The following is a 22,247-nucleotide window of genomic DNA, read 5'->3' as shown; positions in this document are numbered from 1 at the left end:
GAGCTTTCCCGTAAGTATCAGTTATGGCAAAATTTATCAACCTCAAAGTATTCCCAGATTTCTTTAGATCCGCTTCTGGGGGCGGAATATTGCTCTTTATCTCCCTGGGTATTTCCTTGCTGATCGCGAATTCTCCCTGGGGAGACGCGTTCGCGCGATTCCTGGAAACGGAGCTAGGGTATGAATCTGGCTCGGTGCACCTGCGCTACCCGGTTTTGCTGTGGGTGAATGACGGGCTCATGGCTATTTTCTTTCTGTTGGTGGGGCTGGAGATCAAGCGCGAGATGCTGGAGGGCGAGCTGTCCTCGCTCCGGAAAGCCGCTCTGCCGGTATTTGCCGCCATTGGCGGAATGCTGGTGCCGGCCGGTATCTATGCGCTGGTAAACCAGGGATCTGCTACCGCTAGCGGCTGGGGAATTCCCATGGCCACCGATATCGCCTTCGCCATCGGGTTGCTTTCGTTGCTGGGGAGCAGGGTGCCGGTGGCTCTGAAAATCTTCCTGACGGCCTTGGCCATTGTAGATGACCTGGGCGCCATTGTGGTGATTGCGGTCTTTTACTCTAGCGGGGTGGAGGTGACCTACCTGTTGTATGCCTTTGGTATTTTCCTGTTTCTGCTGGTGCTCAACCGCCTGGGCGTAACCTCGTTGTTCTTTTACCTGGTGCCGGGGCTGTTCATCTGGTACTTCATCCATCACTCGGGGGTGCATGCCACCATTGCCGGGGTGCTGACGGCCCTCGCCATTCCTACCACCCCAGATGAAAAGGAGTCGCCCCTGGAGTACCTGGAGCACGCGCTTACCAAGCCCGTCAACTTCCTGATCATGCCCATCTTCGCGTTGGTGAACACCAATATCCGGTTTGAGGCCGGCATGCTGGAGGGGCTGTTCAGTCCGTTGGGAATCGGTATCGTTTTGGGGCTGTTTTTGGGAAAACCCCTCGGAATCCTGCTCTCCAGTTGGATCGCCGTTAAACTGGGCGTGAGTTCCTTGCCTGCGGGTGTCACCTGGAAGATGGTGGCGGGCATGGGGCTGCTGGCGGGGATTGGCTTCACCATGTCCATCTTTATCGCGTTGCTTTCCTTCTCCGATCTCTCGTTTCAGACCGAAGCTAAATTCTCCATCTTGATTGCCTCTTTGCTGTCGGGCCTGGTAGGGTATTTCATGCTGAAGGCCAGTCTTAACCAACAGACCGCCGCAGCCCAAACGATGGATGAAGAAGTGAGGAGGTAGTGCCGAAAAAAGTTACTACGTCTGCTTAAAGCAACGTGAACTCGGAAATTCAAACGCACTCTGTCCCCCTTTGAAGGGGGTAGGGGGATGACAAAGTCAGGAAAGGGGCCCAAAGCCGCCTGTTCAATGGAATATCTTCCTCATCTAGAACTTTCAAAAAACGGTATTCAGCACCAGTAATCATCCCCCTACCCCCCTTCAAAGGGTAGGGCCGTTAAGTTCTATTTCAATGGTTTGGCTCCTTCCCGAAGGCATTAACGTTACTACATATTTTGAGCCTCACGGCTCACTGAAGTTGCAAACTTCAGCTCATTATAGGTCCAAGTTGGAAACTTGAACCAGCTATATTTTGAGAACTTAACGGCCCGCCCCCTTCAAAGGGGGACGGAAGGCGTGCACAGCAAAGAAGAGAGACACGCAAGTCTGACAGAATAGATTTCTACCTGTCCTTCTATTTTTTGAGTTCACGTTAAAGGAGGAACACTTCAAAGGAGGAACACTTCGCGCACCAGATCCGCGCATCGTTAGCGGCTGGCCAAGGTTACTCAAAGGTCATGTTCTGCAGGTAGAAGACGCTGCGGGCCTGACCTTGGGCGGGGCGGATGCGCTGGAAACCAAACGCGATGAAGTTGCCGCCGTACCAGTGCACAATTCCTTCGTTGCTGCTGGAAACCAGTTTCTCATTTTCTTCCTGTAGCCGCACCTCCACTTTCTCCTCGTTGCTGATAGAGGCGTTTGGTTTCAAGGTCTTGAACCAGATATACTCATCCTCGGGGTAGGCCAGGGTGACGTTCCCGGCCGGGGTTACGCCGGCTTCTACGGTGGGGGCCAGCTCTGGATAAGTTTCGTTTTTAAGGCGATAGGCATTGTCCCAGAGGAGCTTTCCTTCCCGGTCAAAGACACAGGCGATGGCGTGGCTGAACCGGTACCCGGACATGGAGCTTCGGTTGGGCCGTAGATAGGGGTAACGGCCGGCGAGGTCGCCGTATTGGCTGTATTGCCCAATGTCATGGCTGCGGTACTGCGGATAGTAAATTTCCCCCACCAGCGCGTAGCCCAACGGATGCGGAATAAGCGAGTGCAGGAGCATGCGGTACCGTAATACCAGGGGTTTGCCCTTGGCTTCACGCCGGGTAAATTTGGCTTTCATGCGCCGCTGCGCCCGGGGGCCCAGGTATTCAAAGAAGTTGTCCAGCTTGCTGAAATCAAAGTACTGGATGTTGCTGGATAGGTCGCTGGTGAAGAGCCCCATGGAGTACACCGAGGTCCGGTAGCCGTAGGTGCCCAGCAGAACCTTGCTCAGGGTATCACCGGGCGTGAGCCGGCCCGACTGCAGCGTTTTGTCGTTGCGGTAATCCATCTCGGGTTGGATGAAGTACGTGCCTATCACGTCACCCTTGGTGTTGAGGCGCTTGGTCTGCACCCGGGAACGCCAGCCGTTGGTTTCAGAGACCACAAACTCCACCGCATGGGTGAGGGTATCTACTCTGAACTCGCCCAGATCATCTTCCATCCCAAACACGGCGGGCAGCAGTTTCACCTCTTCTTCATTGGGGTTCAGGCGCATCATGTTCAGGTTGTCGCGGTCCAGGCCGTTCAGGAACACCTGACCGTCTAAAGCCGCCATTTCTTTGATGGTGATGTATGAACTGGGCAGCGTGTGTTCACTGAAGGAAGCCTCGCCGTTGACGGCATTCACCTTGTACAGGATGATTTTCTTGTTGTTGAGCGTGGAGAAAAGCAGGTAAATGGTGTTGCGCTCGGCGGTTACCTGCATCAACGACTGGTTGTTCTTATGCTCGTGCTTGGTTTGCCAGAGCTGCTTCAGATCGCGGCTGAATCTGGTCAACTGAAAATCATTCTTGCCAAACCAGCTGCTGCGTTTGGTGGAAACCACCAGCAGGGTGCTGTCTGGCAGGGGGTGCACCGTATGATCATCGTCATACGAGTCGCTTTCCAGCTCTACCCGGTAGGTTTGTGCGGGCGGAGCTGGTTTCTCTTTGTCTTTTTCTTTTTTCTGACGCGCTTGGGCAGAGAAGAGCGCCCCCCAGCAGAGCAGGAGGAAGAGCAGGCATCGGCAGGGATTGCTTCTGAAGGGTGAGCACATAAAGGGCTTTTAAGAAAGTACTGGGAACTTACTAAAAACGCCAATTTTCTGCCCGAGGTTTTGCCTTGTTACTGGCCCATACTCAGCAGAATATCAAATTCTTCTGGCGTTAAAGGCATCACCGACAGCCGTGACTGCCGTAGAAGCGCAATGTTCTGGAGCCGTTCCTCTTTTTTGATCTGCTCCAGGGTTACTGGTTTGGCCAAGGCCTGTTCCGGTACCAGAGTTACCGCCACCCATTGCGTTTCTTGAGTGGTAGGGTCTTGGTAGGCTTCCTGGCTTACTTTGGCCACCCCCACAATAGATTTCTCAGAAACGCTGTGGTAGTACATCACCAGATCGTTCTGCTGCATTTTCTGGAGGTTGTTACGCGCCTGGAAATTTCTAACGCCGTCCCAGGTGGTTTTTGTATCGCGTTCTAAGTCAGACCAGGCGTATTTTTCAGGTTCAGTTTTGACGAGCCAGTAGTTCATATAAAGTACGAAAAAATCAATTAATGTAAAGCCACAGAAGCCTCTTTCTGCAAAAATAAGGGAATTTGAGCAAAGAGCTTAGCCGTGGATGTAAGAAGCCGAGGCTTCCTCCAGAACCTGGAACTGCTGATTGATGAGTTTAGGCAGCACCAGATACGCCTTGACCAGCTCATTGGTGGATGCATAGGCCAGCAAGTGGTCTGGAAAAAAAGAGATAGGGGTCTGAAGCTCAGCTAATTTCTCAGCCGCAGAATAGGTAAGGGCATACGCGTGGGTACAGTCATGGTACCCGGCTTTGTAGATGTGCTTTGAAAGCTGCGTAGGGTACAGGTTGCGGATGGCGGTATGCGTGAACTTGAAGAAACCCAGCGTGCGGGCCAGGTGGTAGAACAGCTTCTTGAGCGGGGCATTCGCCGGCGGTGTTTCGTGCAGGGCAAACCCGAAGTAGAACAACTCCCAGTCACTGGGCAGCTCAGAAAAGACCTCGGGCAGCAGGGCCAGGTTCCTGTTGTCCAGGACCACGTCATCTTCTAAAATAAGTACCTGCTGGTAGCGGTGCTTCACCACATCCTCGTAGATCAACCGGTGGCTCCAGGAGCAACCAATCATGCCCGGAGGCATGGGTTTATTGTACCTGTGGTGCTTTTTGGCGAGGGCTTCGTCATAGATGCCGGCCGCGGTTAGCTCCGCCACGGTAAACTCCTTCTTGTCCTGGCCATAGAAAAATTCGTACTGGAGCCCGGCCAGTTCTTTTCTGATCTGTGCCTGCCGATCATGAGCCCGCTGGAGGGTGATCACATATATTTTGTCATACCTCTGGTTGAGTAGATCCAAGTACTGCTGCATACAAGCGCGGGCCTATGAAAAAAAGACGTGAACGAATAAGGAAAGTACTGTTAATGAGAGGTGCGCCGTATCTTCAGGACACTGGGCAAAGCCGAGATAATTTCGATTTTTTCCGGCTCATGGGCAGCATCCTTGAATTTTATCTGCAGCAGGTTCTTGCCATCGGCTTGCCAGGTGCCCGGTTGTTCTTCCAGACCGTCTGTGGGAGCAATGCCGTAGCGGATGAAGGTGCCGTCTTTCTGCACCATAAAGCCGGTGCGTCCTCTGGAAGGCGGAAAATCAAAGGTGTTGGGCCGGTACGTATGCACATCCGCTGAGTCTTCTTCATAGGAATACAGCCAGGTCTGGCCGTACACAGCATCTGGCACGTTTGCGTTACCACCGCCGCATTGGAAAGCCATGAGCCCAACGGCGAGAAGGCAAAGCAGAGACAGTTTTTTCATAGGTAGCAGGAGGTTGGTTTGGTCTATTTTATCCGCAATCTTGTCACAAGATACAAAAGAAAAAATAGTCAAGAGCCTATACAGGTAGTCCTGAGTTCAGAGTCTTGAGTTGTGTGAATGCCATCCGAAGGGAATACCACTCCTTCAACCTTGTAAGCGCTTCTTCCCTTTTGGAGCCGTTTTTCAGAAAACAGGCCTAAATCGGCTTTGCCGAAAGCAAGCATCCACCTCGTTCCCAACTCAGGACGCAAGACTCAGAACTCAGGACTAACATCCGCAGGATGTTCCTTATCTTTGTCTAAACCCCTTTCACAACTGTACCCGTGGAGAACAAAGAACTCATTCGCATGTTCCGGCTCACGGCTTCTTTGATGGAGCTGCACGACGAGAACCCGTTCAAGATAAGATCCTATACCAATGCCATTGCGGTGCTGGAGCGCCTGGAATCGCCTATTCACCAGATGAGCCCGGCCCAGTTGGAGAAACTGGACGGCATTGGCAAAGGCATGGCGGCCAAAATCACCGAAGCCATCCAGACCGGCACGCACGCTGATTTAGCCCGCTTGCTGGAAATCACCCCCGAAGGCGTGGTGCAGATGCTCAACATCAAGGGCATCGGGCCCAAGAAAATCAAAACCATCTGGAAAGAGCTGGGCGTGGAGACCTCAGAGGGGCTGCGCGAGGCCTGCGAACGGAACGAGTTGTCCAAGCTGAAAGGGTTCGGGGCGAAAACCCAGGAAACCATCTTGCAGGCTCTGCAGTATTCCGATGCCAGCAAAGGCAAACTGCTCTGGGCCGAGGCCGAGCCCCTGGCGCTGGATTTGCTCTCGTTTCTGAAAAACAGGCCCGAAACCATATCCGCCGTAGTGGTGGGCGACCTCCGCCGGAACCTGGAAACCATTGACACGCTGCACTACCTCATCAGCCTGCAAGACGACAGCACCTGGCCGGGTTTTCTGGAGGAACTCCCGGGCATCTCGCCGCTGGACGCCGTTTCTGGCCCGTTCGTGTGGCGCGGGGTACTTTCTGAGACCGGCCTAAAGCTGGAAGTGCGCCTGGTGCCGGAGCGCCGCTTCGCGAACCAAACCCTGTTGTACTCAGCTAACCCAGCCTGGTTAACGCAGCCCGTGAACGAGGCCGGCGACACGCTCATGGCCGAGGCCTACGGCGAACCAGCCGCCTCTGAGGAAGAGATTTTCCAGCGCGTGAAGCTGCCCTACATAGCCCCCGAACTGCGCGAAAGTGCCCGTATTCTGGAAATGGCCCGCGGAAACCAACTGCCCACCCTGCTCCAGGACAGTGACCTGAAAGGCATTCTGCACAACCACAGCACCTACTCAGACGGCGCCCATACCTTGGAGCAAATGGCGGTGCACTGCCAGCAACTCGGATTTGAGTACCTGGGCATGTGCGACCACTCTAAATCGGCGTTCTATGCGAACGGTTTGCAGGAGTTCCGGGTGAAGGAGCAGCAAAAGGAGATCGATCGCCTGAACCAGGAGCTGGGGCCGTTCCGCATCTTCAAAGGCATTGAGTCAGACATCCTCGCCGATGGTTCGCTGGACTATGACAACGATGTGCTCGCGTCCTTTGACTTCATTGTCGCCTCCATTCACAGCAACCTGAAAATGGACATCGTGAAGGCCACGGACCGTCTGGTGAACGCCATCCAGAACCCCTACACCACCATGCTGGGGCACCCTACCGGCCGTCTGCTCCTCCGCCGGGAAGGCTATCCCATTGACCACAAAGCCGTGATTGACGCCTGCGCCGCCCACCAGGTCATCATCGAGATCAACGCGAACCCTTGGCGGCTGGACCTGGACTGGCGCTGGGTAGAATACGCCCTCAGCCAGAACGTGCTCCTCAGCATCAACCCAGACGCCCACAGCATGCGCGGCTACGATGACATGCGCTACGGCGTCCTCGTGGGCCGCAAAGGCGGCCTAACCGCCGAGATGACCTTCAACGCCAAAACGCGCGAGGAAGTGGCGACATACTTTGCAGATCGGAAGAAGGCGAAAGGGATTTAGCCTCAAGAAAAATATCTATTTCAAAATTTAGAAGACTACTATAGTTAAACTTTGTGATTTGAAGTTACAAGTCACAAAGTTTAACTATAGTAGTTCTACTAGTAGTTCTACTTTTAGGGAACAATAGGTTCCTTACTCCTTAATGCCCGGATTGTCAAATTCTGAAGGAACAATGCCTCTGAAAGTAGCCTTTCCATGCACTATTTCTATCTCAACTGTCCTTTTTACATAATGAGAGATAGCAGTAAGGTTTCCGGTTTTCCAATTCGGCATTTTTTCCAAAACTCCGACTAAGTTTTCCTCAACCCCAGACCCTAAATTTGATATTGACTTCACTCTTGTCACCTCACCTTTGGGATTGATGATAAAAGAGAACTTAGCAATTCCACTTACTTTTCCTCTCTTTGCCGCCTCTGGAATTTTATAGTTCTTCTGTATAAATGTCGCAAGAGCTTTATTGCCGTATGGGAACTCTAGCCCTTCCAGATATCCAATATAAACTCCGGATTCATAGGCTTCTTCATCATAATAGTAATAATATGGTGACTTGCCTTGGAGAAAACTTGGCACATGTTGAGGTGCTGGTACCCTTATTGGAACAGTGTATTTAACGTACACCAGTTCTCCGTCTTGCTTACCAGGTTTCCAACGTGGCATAATCTGGAGAACTCTTTGGGCCTCTTGATCAATCAATGGGTGAACTCTATTTAAGGGTTCAATATCCTGTACTTCTCCGGAGGGGCCTATGACAAACGTAATAGCTAAATTTGTCAGTGAATCTAAGATGGCAGGATATTTAGGTAAGTTGAAGTTTTGCGCTATAAACGTGGGCAGAGCATTCATTCCTCCTGGGAATTCTGGCATTTCCTCAACTGCAATATAAATTTTTGGTTCTGAGGACTTTTCTTTTTGTGCGAAAGAAGGGATACTGACTAGAAGGAATAGAATGCAGAAGTAAATATGCCGCATAGGGGAGTTTTACAATTATAAATTTTTCTGCTCAAGATAATCAAAAGCAAATTCATTCCTGATATGCCCCCTATTGAATGAGGTTAAACGGCTGCAAAGGGGTTTAAGAGAAAGTTGAAACTAGAAATTTTACTCGCAACTTCTTTCATATCAACATATAATTAAATGAGATTTATCAGCTTTGACCATGCCAACTCCTACCCGCATCACCTCCTTCAAAGAGTTCTACCCGTTCTACCTGCAAGAGCACCAGAACACCACCAGCCGGGTGCTGCATTTCATAGGGACCGGGCTGCTGCTGCTGCTCTTAGTGGTGGCGCTGTTCTTAGGCCGATATTCCTGGTTGTGGCTGTTGCCCGTGATCGGGTACGGGTTTGCGTGGGTGGGGCATTTTTTCTTCGAGAAAAACAAACCGGCTACGTTTCAATACCCGTTCTACAGCCTGGCCTCAGACTTTGTGCTGTTCTTCCAATTACTCACGGGCAAGCAGAAATTCAAAGCCAGGTAAATCAACTCCGCTATCTTCTCAATCATCTGTTTTAAGCCGATTTTCTGGAAAACATGCCTAAAACAGAAAAGCGCTTTATTCCTTTCTTCTTTTCCCTGCCACCTGTGCCGCGTCCTTGGACTTTGCTGGTGCCTTGCCACCCGTTGTCTTGCCCGAGGCGTTTTTCAAAGCGGTGCCGCCTTTCACGTACGTAAATTCCAGGATCGAACCCCGGTACTGGCTGCCTTTGGGGTCTTCGCCCGAAGGGCCGGAGGTCACCGAGGAACTGTCCACGGCCAGGTACAGTTTTTTGCCGTCGGGGGAGATGGCTAGGTCCCGGTAGCGGATCTTCGACCGGAAATAGGTAAGCGTATCGCCGGTGACGCCGGTGCCGGATGCGTTCAGTGGCAGCCTGATCAGCTTGCCGGTTTTGAGTGTGGGCACAAGCAACGAGTTCTGCCAGCCCGGGATGCCCGTTGACGTATACACGGCTATGCTGCTGGGTGCTTCGGAGGACCAGTCCGGGGAGCTGTTTTCGCCACTCCTGATCTGGGTCAGAATCTTGGTCAGAGACGCATTGGAGGTAGGGTTGAAGCTGTAGATGGGATCACGGTAATTCTGCGCGCCCAAGGCGACGGCGTTCTCTTTCTCGCTTTTGATGGTGGGGTAGGTGGTGTGCCACGTGCCCGGGATCTCGGCGTGGTCACTGACTCCGGCGGCCAGCCCGTTGTAGTTGTTGTCCTGGTACCCGATGATGAGCGGATGCCCGTAATTCTTGCCGCGTTCCACCACGTTGAGTTCATCGTCTGAAAAAGGACCGTGTTCGCTGGCGTAGATTCTCCCGGTACCCTTCACCACGGCGTAGGCCAAACCCTGGGCGTTGCGGTGGCCCAGGCTCCAGACGGCGTTCTGGCGCTGCGGAGAAGTAAACGGGTTGTCATTGGGAATCCAGCGGTCATACTGGTTTTTATCAGGGTCAGGCTCCAGATTGAACCGAAGCACTTTGCCTTCATAGCTGCCGATGTTCTGCGCGTGGTTGGGCCGACCGATGTTCTTGAACTGCCCGGCCCCCAGGTCGCCTACGGTGTAGAACAGGAAATCTTTGCCCTGCACCGGGGCAATAAGCAAACGGCCCGAGTTGTGGTCGTTGCTGCCCGGAATGCTGTCGCAGAGGAGGAGCGGGTTGCTGAGTTTCTGGGCTTTCGGCTCGTAGTCATACCGCACCAGCCGCATGGTGTAGTGGCAGCCCCCAAAATTCGGGTCGCAGCCATCGCCAGATTTCCCGGCTCCGGCGTAGGAATACGCATAGGCCAGGTACACGTAGGGTTTGCCCGAGAGCAGCTGCGGGTGTAGGGCCATCCCCATCAATCCGCCCTGCGGCCAGGGTTTGCCGCCATCTACAGAATCTGGGACTTTGTCATAGCGCGGGAATTTCCGCTCAGAAGTGAGGTCCAGCAGTACGGTCTGGGCTCCGGTGCTCGGGTTCAGGCGACTGACTTTGTAGCCTTTGGCTTCGGTAATCCAGAGGTGCTGGTCAGGGCCGAAGGTCACTTCCCAGGGATCGCTGAGTTTGTCTTTCACCACCCGCACCGTAAACGTCTCGCCTTTGGGGCCGGTCAGGTCCTGGGCTTGGGTGGAGGTGAAAGAACCAGAAATCACAGATAAAAAAGCCAGAAAGAAGAGCGCGCGCCGCATAGAGGAAAGTTAACTGAAGTGAATTTCAGCTCTTTAAACCCTTGCTTTGGGTAATTGGTTGTTGAAAAACTACGCTTTCCGCCGGAAATAACGCGCTGCTATCCTTTCTGCCGAAATTGCTCTGGGGTGATTTGGACCTGTTTTTTGAAAAATCGGCTGAAATAGGAATTGTCCTCAAACCCCAGGGCCTGCGCCACCTGCGCGATGTTCAGGTGCGGCGAGTGGGTGAGCAGGCGTTTGGCCTCCAGAATCAGCCGCTCCTGCAGCAGATCAGTGGTGGTTTTGCCCAGGTTCTGTTTGCAGAGCTCGTTGAGGTACTTGGGCGATAGGTGCAGCGCCTGGGCGTAAAACCCGGTGGGCTGGTGCTCCAGGTAATGGTTTTCCACCAGGGTCTCCAGCTGATACAGCTGAAAAGGCCAGCTGTTCTCCTCGGGGGCGGCGGGAGCTTCGGGGTACAACCGGGCCAGTTGGATCAAAAGCAACTCCAAGTAGGCGCGCAAGGCATCGGGCTGGAAGGCCGCCGGTTGGGCATACTCCGCCAGCATCTGTTCCAAAAGGCGTTCTACGGGCAGTAAGGTCTCTGGGGTGGCGTACAGCACCGGCGGATGTTGCCAGGTCTGGAAAAAAGGGAACTGCCGCAGGGTATCGGTCTCGCGGTTTCCGCGGTAGAACTCGGGGGAGAAAAACAGCAGGGTGCCTTCGGTTTCCTCGGTGAGGCTCCAGGCGTGCACCTGCCCCGGCGTGAGAAAGAAGACGCTGCCGGGCGTGACCGCGTGCTGCGTGAAATCAATGGTATGGCTGCCCTGGCCAGATGTAACCACCAGCAGCAGGTAAAAGTCATGCTTGTGCGGGGCCTGCACAAAGGCATGTTTCTGGCGGTGCGCCTGCAGGTCTACCACATGGATGCCCCGGGCCAGGCCCTTGGCCGATGTAAAATCTGGGATACGGTAAACGGGAAGCTTTCCGGGCATAGGGCATGCGGCGGGTTGGGTGACAGCCGATTTTGCCCCAATTTGCGAAAAATAGCGCTAAAACGGGAAGCTTAGTGTCCTTTGGCCTGCGGGTCCTGCGCGGCCAGCGGATTGTAGCTGATGAAGATGTTGATCCAGATGGCGCGGGAAAGCTTGAAAAGCGCGGGCATGAACAGCAGCAGCGAAAGAATGAGGGCGGCCATGAACATCCAGAGGGTGATTTCCTCCGAGAACAGCATCATCAGGCCTACAATGGCCAGGGTGGGACCAGAGGTAAGGGCGTAGCTCACGAACATAGCGCCGTAGTAATAGCCTGGCTCCGGTTCATACATCTGGTGGCAGACGGGGCAGTGGTCCAGCATCTTGGACATTTTGCGGTAGCCCAGCAGGCTGTTGTTTTCAAACAAGTCTCCCTCCTGGCAACGCGGGCATTTCAGTTTTGCTATGCTATACAGCTTAGAGCCTTTTCCAAACATCGCTTTCTTTCGTTTTTCTCTCTACAAAAGTACGTGCCCCAGACATTAATGGATAGGACAAAAGGCGGTTGTTAGGGGAGTTTCTGGTTTTGAGGAGAAAGGCCTGTCCAAAAAGCTTCCGGTTTTGAGCCCGTTTTTCTAAAAACAGGCTTAAAACCGGAAGAGGTGTAAGAGCGGCGGAACGGAAAGCGATGCCTTTGCGCGGCACACCAGAGCAGGAGCCCGACCGATGGTGTTACCGGCGGGCGCTGAGGTTCCTGGCCGAGGGTTGGGCGGTGTATTTCTTTTCCAGCTTTTTCAGGTAGGTCAGAGAGGCTTTGGAGAACATCGGTACGCGGCCTTTCTCTTTTTTAGCGGCTTTCTGGTAAAGGTGCACAAAGGCAAACGGATCATCAATGGTTTCATTCATCTGCCGGAGGTACCCGTTGCGCTCTATCACCAGGGCCATCAGAAAACCCGGTTGGTGCCCGGCGGTGCCGTTCATCAGCCTTTGGTAGAATTTGTGGGGTGCGTTCGCCTGAGGTCCTTTGGCCGCCATGGTCTGGATGGTGGAGTCCAGCTTTTGAATGGTGCCGGGGGCATTGGCCAGGAGCCATTGGTGCATGCCGATGGAGTCCTGACCACCCGCCTGCAGGAAGACTTTTTTGTCGATCAGGTCAGCGGTGCCTTCGTTCTGGATGCTGCCCAGGGTCCAGAGCAGGGCGGCGTCTTCCTCGGCCACGTCCCCGAAATCTTTTTTGGGCCGGATCTGGTGGTGGATCTCGTGGGCTTCCAGAATGCCGGCTTTGCTTTTACTCCAGTTGGTGGCCGAGTTCAGGCTGAAGAAAATACCTTCTTTTCTGGAGGTGGCGTCGTTGCCCAGCGCATTGTAGTAGAGTTTCAGGTCCTGCACTTTGGTGTGGGCCCGCTGCGGCAGGTATTCATAGGCCAACGTGTACATGCTCTGCAGGTAGGCGGGATTCTGGCTGGTCTGGCGTAGGTATTCTTTCTGAGCCTCCTCGTTTCTCTTGTAATCGTTTACCAGCACGTAATACCAGCTTTGCGCTTTCAGTTTGGCTTGCAGCAAAGAATCATGCTGGGGCATGTAGTTGACCTCAATGGCGCGGCGGTAGTTTTTCAGGGAAACGGAGTCAAACACGCCCTTAATGTACACCTTGTTGCCCTGCAGTTCCAGGAACTCTTTCCAGGTGGCATCGGTGAGGGGTTGGTTCTGGCGGAGCGCCTGGGTGATCTGCCAGTAGCGGTCGGCGGCTTGGGTGTTCACGGTTTGGGCGCCGCAGAAAGACAGGGTGCCTACGTAAGCGAGAAACAGGAAAAGAGCGGTGCGGAGGTTCATAGAATCAAGTTTGTAGGTGGTCAGATAGTCCAGCGGCTGTTGGCGTGGTAACTGATTTAAAAGTAGCAGCAGGGGAGCGGCACCGAAAAAATATTATCCCAACCCCGTCAATCGTTATCCCAAAATGCGTTTAGGGGCTGCTTTCTTAAAAACAGCCCCTAAACCCGAAAAATAGTCTTGTAAAAAGCCCGGTTTGCCCGGCTAATATTACTTGCTCACGCGGTTCTCCTCGTCTGAGGTGCTGGTGCGTCTGGTGCGGGCGGTCTTGATCTTGCTGTTCCCGAATTTGTAGTCAAACGTGAGGTTGAGGCGGCGGCTTTCCCACTCGTTTTCCCAGTACATGTTCACGTTGCTGTAGTTGAGGTTGGCTCTGAACCGGGCGGTGTCAAAGATGTCGTTCAGCTTGACGCTTACGGTGGCGCGCCCGTCCAGGAAGGTTTTCTTGCCGCCAATGCTCATCAGGTAAGACGCCTTGTTCCGGAACAGCCCAGACACCGAGGGCGAGCTGTAGTACGCAGAGTACTGCACGCTGAAGTTCTTAGGCAGGATGAAGTTATGGTCGGTGCTGAGGTCCCAGGAGAACCGCTCCTGGTTGTACTGCTCGCCTTGCACGGGGGTAGTCACTTTGTTCAGGCTGCCCTGCACCTGCACGTTGGCGTTCCACCACTTGCGCACGGGCAAGGTGCCGCCGCTGCTGAAGCTGAGGTAACGGGCGCGGTTCAGGTTCTGCGGCGTACTGATGCTTTCCTTCGTTTCGTCGTTCTGGGTCACCACCTCCACCACAAAATCCTTCTCCTGCAGGTAACTGATGCTCAATACCTGGAAACTTTTGAACGAATAGCTGAGCATAAACGAGTTGGAGAACGATGGCTGCAGAAACGGATTGCCCAAGAGGCCCGTGTACGGATCTGAGTAGAACGTGAACGGGTTCAGGCTCCGGTAGTTGGGCCGGCTGATGCGGCGGCTGTACGAGGTGGAGAACTGGTGGTCATCGGTGGGGGTGTAGCCTACAAACACGCTGGGGAAAAGCTGCCAGTAATTGCGGCTCACTACATTCTGGAGGGTGCGCGAGTCGCCTTCAGAGATGGTTTGCTCCGCCCGCAGGCCGGCTTTCAAGTTCAGGGCTTTGCTTACTTTCTTGCTCAGGCTCACATAGGCGGCATTGATGTTCTCATCGTACAGGAAGTGATTGGTGCGGCGGGCATCGTTGAGCCAGCGGTCTTCCAGCCGGCGCTCAAACCTGATGTCAGCGTCATTGCGCACCCAGCTGCTCTTCCAGCCGGTTTCCGCTTTCCAGTTGTTGGCCAAGGGGTGCACGTAGTCCAGTTTAAGGGCGAAGATGCGCACATCGGCATCGGAGAAACTCTGCAACTCTTCCAGCGCATTCTCGCCCACCACGGTCTGGCCAAAATACTGGTTTGTGAAAAGCTCATCGGCGGCATTGCGGTAGCGCACAAAATCAGAGTCAAAGGTGAGGGAGCGGCCGGTAGTGTCTATGTCAAATTTGTAGTTGACGTTGAGGCTGTAATTATTGGACGTGACATCACGGGGGTTGTGCATCTGCACGCTGCCGATGGGGTTGCCCGGCACGTCATAGTTCACCGAGTTGCTGGTGGTGAGCACGTCCTGCGGCGAGGTGTAGCCTTTGACCATGAAACCCACCGTGTGCTGCTTTGAAATGAAATAATCGGCCCCGGCCACTACATTCACGCTTTTGGTGATGGGGTGCCAGTAGTTCACCGAGCGATACAGGCTGTCTCTGATGAGGCGCTCCATGGTGAGGCGGTTGTAGGAGTTGGAGTGGCTGGTGTTCAGGCGGGTGTAGAAACTTACCTTGCCCAGGTTGTAGTTGAGGTTGATGCCTGCCCAGGCTTTCTCGTAGGTTCCGTAGCCGGTACCCGCGCTCAGCGTCCCGTTCATGCCTTTGGTGAGTTCCCGCTTGAGCTGGATGTTGATGATGCCGGCCGTGCCCGCCGCGTCATACGAGGCCGGAGGATTGGCGATGAGTTCCACCTTGCTTACCGCCGAGGCCGGCAAAGATTTGAGGTAGGCGCTCAGTTCTGCGCCGCTCATGTAGGTCATCTTGCCGTTGAGCATCACGTTCACGCCCCCGCTTCCTCTAAAGAGAATGTTATCGTCTTTGTCTATGCGTACGCCGGGGGCGTTTTTGAGGACCTCCAACGCGTTCTCGCCAGCGGTGTTCAGCTTCTCCACGTTCAGGATGAGCCTATCGGCTTGCTGTTCCAGCAGGGGGCGCTGCCCTTGCACCACCACTTCTTTGAGCGCGGTGGTTTTGGGAGTCGCCAAGATCGCGGGCACTTGCATCGGCTGGCCGTTCACCTCAAACGGTTGGCTTAGGGCGGTGTTGAAGTCAATGCGGCTGGCTTTCACCACATATCGGCCAGCGGCCACTTTCTCAAACAGATAGGTTCCCGCCTCATCGGCCATTTGGGAGTGGGCGATGGCAGAATCGGGGAGGTGCACCAGTATAATGGTGGCAAAGCCCAACGGCTGGCGGGTTTGGTCCAGCACGGTGCCTTTCACCGAAGCGCCGGTCTGGGCCAGGGCTGCCCCCGCGACAAGGCAGAAGGTGAAAAGAAGAGAGAGAAGGCGGGTGGAGTAGAGGTGACAGCGCATAGGAATGGGGTTTGATAAATAGATGCTCAAAGGTGCGGGTGGTTGCTTGGAGCTGAAAAAAAATGATCCCAACGCCGCCAGATTTTATCCCAATCCGCGTTTAGGGGCAGTTTTTAGAAAAGGAGCCGCTAAACGCGGGTTCACATCAGGAAATGGAAGATTGGGATAAAAAATGCGGAAAGGCTTGCCGCTCTTTCTAGCTTTGGAACATGAAGCATAGAATCTTCCTCTACCACGTGGCTGCCTGGGTCCTGTACCTGTTGTATTGCCTGGTGGGTATCTACAAAGAGCAGCCGCCGCACATGGAGGCCATCATGTGGCTGCAGTTTTCGTTTATGCTGTGCATGATGGCGGTGTTTTACTACTGCTTCCTGTTGGTGTACCCGTTGTTTTTGAACCGCGAGCGGATTTTCTTTCTGGTGCTGGCCTGGGCCGGCGCCCCGGTGGTCTTCATTATTACTCGCTACCTGCTGGAGGAAACCCTGTACCCCCTGCTGCTGGGCTTCAGCAACTACACCCCAGACACTACCTTCGCCCATTTCATGGGCGATAACCTGTTCCGGGCCATTCCCATGATGGCGTTGAGTGTGGCCGTCTGGAGCGTGCAGGACACTTTCCGGAAGGAGAAGGAAAACAAACTGCTGCGCCAGGAGAAAACCCAGGCCGAGCTGGCCTTCCTGAAAAGCCAAGTGAACCCGCACTTCCTCTACAACACGCTCAACTACATCTACGCCCTGGCGTACCCCGTCTCTGAACCCTTAGCCGAAGCCATCCTGAAGCTCTCTGACATGATGCGCTACATGCTGCACGACAGCCCAGACGGCAAGGTGGAACTGCAGAAGGAAGTGGAGTACCTGCACAGCTTCATCCATATTTTCAGGCTCCGGTTCGAGGACCATTTTTTCGTGGATTTTCAGGTAGACGGCAACGTGGACGGGCAACGGGTGGCCTCGCTGGTGCTGATCCCGTTTGTGGAGAACGCCTTCAAACACGGGGTGGTGAATGATCCGGAGAACCCCGTGCAAATTCACCTGCAGGTGAAGGGCCAGGACCTTACCTTTGAGGTGAGCAACCGCATCAGCCGGCAGCAGAAAGACCACAGCACGGGCATCGGGTTGGTGAACATCAAACGCCGTCTGGAGCTACTTTACCCCCGGCAACACCAACTCACCGTGCAAGACAACGGCACCGTGCACCAAACCCGGCTAGAACTGCGCCACGTGTAACCCGCCGTTTCTAAGCCGATTCTCTAAAAACAGCCCCGAAACGGTAGCCGCTCCTATGAACTGCGTGCACCCAGAGTTCGCCTCTGTTCCTGCATCTGCGTTTTTGGCCTGAATTTCAGAAAACAGGCTAAAAACCCGAAAACCTGTGAGGTTTTCAAAACCTCACAGGTTTCGCTCGCGCCTGGTGTGCGTGCGCAAAAGTTCTCTTCGTGCGTGCAGCTTTTAAAAGTGTCTTCCTGTTTTGAGGCCATTATGAAGAAAACGGCCCCGAAACACCTGGACAACAGAGAGTTTTACTTCTGTCTTCTAACCCGTACCTTTCCCTACATAATTGCTACTGCTTAACCCTGCAAGAAAATGATCCGGTGTATTTGCGTGGATGACGAGGCGTACGCGTCTAACTTATTGAAAGCCTACATTCAGAAGATTCCGTTCCTGGAGTTCGTGGGCAGCACCACCAGCCCCATTGAGGCGTTGGGTTGGGTGAGCGATGGCCGCTGCGAGCTGGTGTTCCTGGACATCCAGATGCCCGAGCTCACGGGCCTGCAGTTCCTGAAACTGGCCGGCAACAAGTGCAAAGTCATTCTCACCACCGCTTACCCAGAATACGCCCTGGAAGGCTACGAGCACGATGTGGTGGATTACCTGCTCAAGCCCATCGCGTTTGACCGTTTCCTGAAAGCCGTGCAGAAGGCGCAGGCACTCCTGCAACCTGCCCCCGGCGCATCAGCCCCAGCAACGGCTTCTCCGGTGGTTTCAGCGCCGCCGGCTACGGGCGTTAACCCAGAGTACATGTTTGTCAAAGGGGAAAGCAAAAACAAGTTCCTGCGCATCAATTACAGCGATGTCCTGTTCATTGAGGGGCTTAAGAACTACGTGTCACTGTATCTGCCGCAGCAGCGCGTGGTCACCTATCAAACCCTCCGCGACCTGGAGGAGCAACTCCCCAAGCCGCCGTTTTACCGGGTGCATAAATCCTACATCATCTCCATTGACAAAGTGAGCATGGTAGATGGCAACACGCTCTACATACAGGACAAATCCATTCCCATCGGGGAAACCTACCGCGACGGCTTTTTCAAGCTCATCCGGGAGAAAGACCAACTGTAAAGAATTTCTACAGGACGGGAGCGCAGCCGTTAAGGCGTTTCCGGTTTTTAGGCCGTTTTCTGAAAATCAGCCCTAAACGGATCAGCTTTCTATCGCTTCACCACAAACTTCCGGACTATTTTTCCGTGCGAGGTTTGCAGGTGCAGCAGGTAAAAACCTTCCGGGGCGTTCTGTACATCAAAGACCCAGCCGTCGGTTGATTTGACGGGCGAGGGCAGCGCTAGTGGTTTTCCCAGGGCGTTGTACGCCTGCGTTCCGCGCAACAGCACAAACGAAGGGGCTTTCAACATCAGGGCAGAAGAGGCCGGGTTGGGGTAGGCACTTACCAGTTGTTCCACCTCCTCAGAAACACCGGTGACTATCGCCGTTTCGTGTACAAGGATCTGCCGGTCACGCATTACCTTGCCAATCAGTCGGCCATCGCGCCATTCTTCCACCACCATCGTGACTATAAACTCGCCCAACATTCCCGGGGAATTCCAGGTGAGTTGGCCGGTGTTCCGGTTCAGGGATACTCCGGCGGGGCTTCCGGTATCGGCGTAGCCGAGGAAATTTTCCAACCCTCGGTGCCCGGGCGCGGCATTGGGCAAAGGGGTGCCGCAGGTACTTTCACTGTTGCTGGTTAGGGGCGTTACCAATTTATAGGAGAGGCTGTCCCCATCAGCGTCAACGGCGGCGGAATTGTGGGTGAAGAGCTGGTTGCGGACGGCAATATCCACGGGAGGAAACTTGAACACCGGGGAGCGGTTGGTCCCTATAAACGGATCTACGGTAAGGGTGCTCTGCACCAGGAACATCTGCGCCACTGAGCTGGAGATGTTCACCACGCCGGCGTTCCGGTTAGCTCCCCAATACGTGAGCTGATACGTGCCCGGTCCTGCGTACGTGTGCTCAAATTCATAAACGTTTGCCATGGTGGGCATAGGGGCATTGGGCAGCAGCGTTCTGGATTTTCGGGCGGCCTTCTGGCTGGTACAATCGCCGAAGTGAAGGGTTGCCTCTGTCTCCTCAAAGTTCTGGGCCACACTATAGGTCACCAGCGTGATAAAGAACTTGAAGGGATTTCTGGTAGCCGTGGTGTCGCTCTTGTAGTAAATCTCACCCGCGCGTAAATGAGTGGCCTGCGCCGAGAAGGTAAAAAGAAGCAGTACGAAGACAGGGAGAACCAGAAACTTTGCTTGTTTAAGCGGTAGGTGAGGTTTCATAGGCGAGGGGGAGTATAGGTATATTGATTTTATATTGAATAGTGGCGTAACTGGCTATGTTTTAGCTAAATATAAGGAATGGGAATGTGACTTGCAAGTGTCCTCCCTGGTAGGATAATTCCTTTGGGAACAGCTCTTAGAAAGGTAAGGTAAAAGAAGCCAACACATGGCAAATACTTTCTTCCGGCCCGCAAAGAAAGAGCCCTCACCGGCTTACAAAACCCATGCGTGCTACTCTGTTTTCGGCCTGTTTCCTGAATAATAGGCCGAAAACGCGGCCACGGAGAAAGTAATTTTGAGTTGCTAGTTTCTTGTGTATTGTAAATGGCTGCTTTTTAGTCGCTTATATTGGCTGTTTCCTTTTATTTAAATTAGTTCCAAATAAGCGTTGCGAAATACAAAAAGCTCTCTAATTTTGCGCCGCTTCTTAGAATTGATCTAAATAAAGTCTATGCGAATTTCTACCAGAACCATTCCATTTTTGTTATTTTCCTTGCTGCTGGCCCACCTGGGGTTTGCGGAGCTGAAGCACGGCGGCGTGACGGGCACTGTGCGCACCAGTGAAGGAAAGCCGGCCGCTTATGTAAGCGTGAGTCTGGTGGAAGCGAATAAAGGAACGGTTACCGCCGAGGACGGTTCTTACCAGATCAGAGGCGTGGAGGAAGGTACTTACACCCTGCGCGTCTCCTTTGTGGGCTTGTCTCCCCAGGAGAAACACATCACGGTAGCAGGCGGACAAACCACGCGGGAAGATTTCACTTTAAACCAGAGCGCAGCCCAACTCAGTGAAGTGGTAGTCACCGGATCTAACGGTCTTACCAAGCCAGTGAGCTTCGGCAAAGCCGATATCCGGCCGCTGGACCTTCCGCAGAGCGTGGGCGTGGTGAACAGCACCGTCATTGCCGACCAGCAGGTGCTTCGTCTGGGCGATGCGCTCAGAAACGTGAGTGGCGTATCCCTCACGCAGCAGCGCCAGGGCGTGGCTGAAACGTTTACATCCCGCGGGTTCAGCATCGGGATTGGCGGTTCGGGCGGGAGCATCTTCAAGAACGGCGTGATCTCCAACACCCAGGGTTTCCCAGATGCCAGCACCTTAGAGTCTGTTGAGGTATTGAAAGGCAGCTCGGCGCTGTTGTACGGCAACGTGTCCGGCGGTTTGGTCATCAACATGGTCACCAAGAAACCTAAGTTTGAGTGGGGCGGTGAAGTCACTATGCGCGCAGGAAGCTATGACCTGTACAAGCCTACCGTGGATGTCTATGGCCCCATCAGCAAGAACCTGGCCTTCAGGGTAGTGGGTACCTATGAAAAAGCCAACAGCTTCAGGGATGTGGTGAACAGTGAGCGGGTGTATGTTAACCCATCGCTCCTGTACAAACTGGGCCAGAAAACCGAGATTCTGGTGCAGACAGATTACCTGAAATCTGACTTGGTGCCCGACAACGGCGTGGGCGCTTTGAACCAGAACCAAGATGCCCGCATTCTACCCAACACCCCTCGTTCGCGGTTCATCAACGCCCCTTGGGCTTATAATACCACGGAGCAGCTTTCAGGCTCGGTAACGGTAAACCATAAGTTAAACGATAACTGGAAAATCAACCTGATTGGCGCTTCCCAGAAAACCGAGGTGGATGCCTATGGCTTAGGAGTGCCAAACAACATTGCCGCTAACGGAGATTTTGCCCGGAGCTTAAGTGCCGCTAAAACCTCTGAACAGAACTATACCGCTCAAGTGAACCTGAACGGAAACTTCTCTACCGGTTTTCTGCATCACCAGCTGCTGGTAGGGTCAGACGTGGTGCGTATTGAAACCGAAAGCAATACCTTTAAATTTGAGAACGGCAAACTGGGCGCCCGGTATGACACGCTTAATATCCTGAACATGGAACAGTACGATTCCCGTACCCGGACGGATATTCCGGCCCGGGCCACGGTGGAACTCACCACTTCGCCCAGCTACCGGTTTGGAGCCTATGCCCAGGATTTAATCACCCTCTCAGACAAGTTCAAGGTACTGGCGGGTCTGCGCTGGTCTTATCAGAATGTGTACCGCACCGATATCTTCAATTACGATACCCAGCAGGAGAGAAAAGGAGTGAACGCTGATAAAGCAGATCGGGCCTTTTCACCCAAGGCAGCCTTAATCTTCCAGCCGGTGCAGAACATGTCTTTCTACGCCAGCTACGCCAACAACTTCACGGTCAACTCCGGCACTGATATTAACAACCAGCAACTGGACCCCTCTATTGTAGATCAGTTTGAGGTGGGTTACAAAAACCAGTTACTGAACGGAAAACTGACCACCAGCCTGAGCGTGTACCGCTACATCAACAGCAACCTGGCTCAGCAGGCGCAGTTTCGGGCAGACGGTACCAGCAATATGGACCCCAATGTGAAAGAACTGACCGGTGAAACCACCAGCGACGGGTTTGACATTGACATCAACGGGCATTTCTCGCAGAACTTCTACGTGATGGTAGGCTACGGCTATAACTACCACCGCTACACCAACACCTCTGGCCTCAAAGGCTCGCAGGTAGAAGGCGAGCGCCTGATCAACAATCCCGCCCATACCGCCAACGCCTCGGCGTTCTACACCTTTGACAAGTCTATCTTGCGAGGCGTGAAAGTGGGTATCTCCGCCTTCTACACCGGCGACCGGAACGGCGGTTTGAACAACACCGTGGAGCAGTCTCCGGCCTATAACCGTCTGATCCCGTTGAGCGGCTTCACCACCATTGATCTGTCTGCCGGCTATACGTACCATAAATTCTCGCTGCTCGCGAAGCTTTCCAACATCACCAACGAGCTGAACTACGTGGTGCACGACCGCTACAGCATCAACCCGATTGCGCCTCGTCAGTTCATGGCAACGGTAGGGTATAAGTTCTAGCCAGAGCAGTTCGTAAACGCTACAATATTAAAGAGGGAGTCCGGCAAACGGACTCCCTCTTCTATTTAAAGAAAGGCTACCGCAGAGCATTCATGCTAGCGGAGAGGC

At 53.8% G+C, this 22,247-nt stretch carries 17 protein-coding genes; 6 read left to right on the top strand and 11 right to left on the bottom strand.

Translation table 11 applies throughout. From position 1 onward, the window contains the following. Nucleotides 1-23 precede the first annotated feature (23 nt). Nucleotides 24-1,232, top strand: coding sequence for a Na+/H+ antiporter NhaA (nhaA, locus tag H7U12_RS11805; RefSeq protein ID WP_186637977.1), 1,209 nt, complete (start codon nucleotides 24-26; stop codon nucleotides 1,230-1,232). Between the two features lie 541 nt (nucleotides 1,233-1,773). Here the strand turns inward: nhaA and H7U12_RS11800 are convergent. The 4 genes from H7U12_RS11800 to H7U12_RS11785 all read right to left on the bottom strand — a co-directional run bounded on the left by H7U12_RS11800 (nucleotide 1,774) and on the right by H7U12_RS11785 (nucleotide 5,101). Next, a complete protein-coding gene (locus H7U12_RS11800) occupies nucleotides 1,774-3,339 on the bottom strand; it encodes a hypothetical protein (RefSeq protein WP_186637974.1) in 1,566 nt (521 codons plus the stop codon). Nucleotides 3,340-3,407: 68 nt separating this feature from the next. Next, nucleotides 3,408-3,812 carry an EVE domain-containing protein gene (locus tag H7U12_RS11795; protein ID WP_186637971.1) on the bottom strand — a complete coding sequence of 135 codons (405 nt, stop codon included), beginning with the start codon at nucleotides 3,810-3,812 and terminating at the stop codon, nucleotides 3,408-3,410. Nucleotides 3,813-3,890: 78 nt separating this feature from the next. Continuing rightward, complete coding sequence (locus H7U12_RS11790) at nucleotides 3,891-4,658, bottom strand: glycosyltransferase family 25 protein (RefSeq protein ID WP_186637969.1); 768 nt, start codon at nucleotides 4,656-4,658, stop codon at nucleotides 3,891-3,893. 50 nt (nucleotides 4,659-4,708) lie between these two features. Continuing rightward, nucleotides 4,709-5,101, bottom strand: coding sequence for a hypothetical protein (locus H7U12_RS11785; RefSeq protein WP_241749326.1), 393 nt, complete (start codon nucleotides 5,099-5,101; stop codon nucleotides 4,709-4,711). A 323-nt stretch (nucleotides 5,102-5,424) separates the two neighbouring features. Between H7U12_RS11785 and H7U12_RS11780 the strand changes: the two genes are divergently transcribed. Next, complete coding sequence (locus tag H7U12_RS11780) at nucleotides 5,425-7,134, top strand: helix-hairpin-helix domain-containing protein (protein ID WP_186637967.1); 1,710 nt, start codon at nucleotides 5,425-5,427, stop codon at nucleotides 7,132-7,134. A gap of 132 nt (nucleotides 7,135-7,266) precedes the next feature. Here H7U12_RS11780 and H7U12_RS11775 read toward each other — a convergent pair whose 3' ends face one another. Continuing rightward, nucleotides 7,267-8,103, bottom strand: a complete 837-nt coding sequence (locus tag H7U12_RS11775; protein WP_186637965.1) for an energy transducer TonB — start codon at nucleotides 8,101-8,103, stop codon at nucleotides 7,267-7,269. A gap of 187 nt (nucleotides 8,104-8,290) precedes the next feature. On the opposite strand from H7U12_RS11775, the gene H7U12_RS11770 reads away from it, so the two are divergent. Continuing rightward, nucleotides 8,291-8,611, top strand: a complete 321-nt coding sequence (locus H7U12_RS11770) for a DUF962 domain-containing protein (protein WP_186637954.1) — start codon at nucleotides 8,291-8,293, stop codon at nucleotides 8,609-8,611. Between the two features lie 75 nt (nucleotides 8,612-8,686). Here H7U12_RS11770 and H7U12_RS11765 read toward each other — a convergent pair whose 3' ends face one another. The 5 genes from H7U12_RS11765 to H7U12_RS11745 form a co-directional block, all read right to left on the bottom strand. Then, nucleotides 8,687-10,285 (bottom strand): PQQ-dependent sugar dehydrogenase, encoded by a 1,599-nt coding sequence (locus H7U12_RS11765; protein ID WP_186637952.1) that lies wholly within the window; start codon nucleotides 10,283-10,285, stop codon nucleotides 8,687-8,689. A gap of 98 nt (nucleotides 10,286-10,383) precedes the next feature. Continuing rightward, nucleotides 10,384-11,256, bottom strand: coding sequence for a helix-turn-helix domain-containing protein (locus H7U12_RS11760; protein ID WP_186637950.1), 873 nt, complete (start codon nucleotides 11,254-11,256; stop codon nucleotides 10,384-10,386). Nucleotides 11,257-11,327: 71 nt separating this feature from the next. After that, nucleotides 11,328-11,732: a DUF983 domain-containing protein gene (locus tag H7U12_RS11755; RefSeq protein ID WP_186637948.1), complete on the bottom strand. Its 405-nt coding sequence runs from the start codon at nucleotides 11,730-11,732 to the stop codon at nucleotides 11,328-11,330. Between the two features lie 235 nt (nucleotides 11,733-11,967). Next, nucleotides 11,968-13,068, bottom strand: coding sequence for a DUF5700 domain-containing putative Zn-dependent protease (locus H7U12_RS11750; RefSeq protein ID WP_186637945.1), 1,101 nt, complete (start codon nucleotides 13,066-13,068; stop codon nucleotides 11,968-11,970). A 207-nt stretch (nucleotides 13,069-13,275) separates the two neighbouring features. Beyond that, nucleotides 13,276-15,705 (bottom strand): TonB-dependent receptor, encoded by a 2,430-nt coding sequence (locus H7U12_RS11745; protein WP_186637942.1) that lies wholly within the window; start codon nucleotides 15,703-15,705, stop codon nucleotides 13,276-13,278. A 209-nt stretch (nucleotides 15,706-15,914) separates the two neighbouring features. Here H7U12_RS11745 and H7U12_RS11740 point away from each other — a divergent pair, with 209 nt between their 5' ends. Both H7U12_RS11740 and H7U12_RS11735 read left to right on the top strand, forming a co-directional pair. After that, nucleotides 15,915-16,931, top strand: a complete 1,017-nt coding sequence (locus tag H7U12_RS11740) for a sensor histidine kinase (RefSeq protein WP_186637939.1) — start codon at nucleotides 15,915-15,917, stop codon at nucleotides 16,929-16,931. Between the two features lie 357 nt (nucleotides 16,932-17,288). Further along, a complete protein-coding gene (locus H7U12_RS11735) occupies nucleotides 17,289-18,041 on the top strand; it encodes a LytR/AlgR family response regulator transcription factor (protein WP_186637936.1) in 753 nt (250 codons plus the stop codon). An 89-nt stretch (nucleotides 18,042-18,130) separates the two neighbouring features. Here H7U12_RS11735 and H7U12_RS11730 read toward each other — a convergent pair whose 3' ends face one another. Beyond that, nucleotides 18,131-19,246: a T9SS type A sorting domain-containing protein gene (locus H7U12_RS11730; RefSeq protein WP_186637934.1), complete on the bottom strand. Its 1,116-nt coding sequence runs from the start codon at nucleotides 19,244-19,246 to the stop codon at nucleotides 18,131-18,133. Nucleotides 19,247-19,697: 451 nt separating this feature from the next. Between H7U12_RS11730 and H7U12_RS11725 the strand changes: the two genes are divergently transcribed. Further along, nucleotides 19,698-22,139 (top strand): TonB-dependent receptor, encoded by a 2,442-nt coding sequence (locus H7U12_RS11725; RefSeq protein ID WP_186637931.1) that lies wholly within the window; start codon nucleotides 19,698-19,700, stop codon nucleotides 22,137-22,139. The last annotated feature ends 108 nt before the right edge of the window (nucleotides 22,140-22,247 follow it).

Origin of the sequence: Rufibacter sediminis, assembly GCF_014269285.1 — a bacterium.
GTDB classification, from domain to species: Bacteria; Bacteroidota; Bacteroidia; order Cytophagales; family Hymenobacteraceae; genus Nibribacter; species Nibribacter sediminis.
Note: the sequence above shows the minus strand (reverse complement) of the source record. Positions and strands in the feature narration are given on the sequence as shown.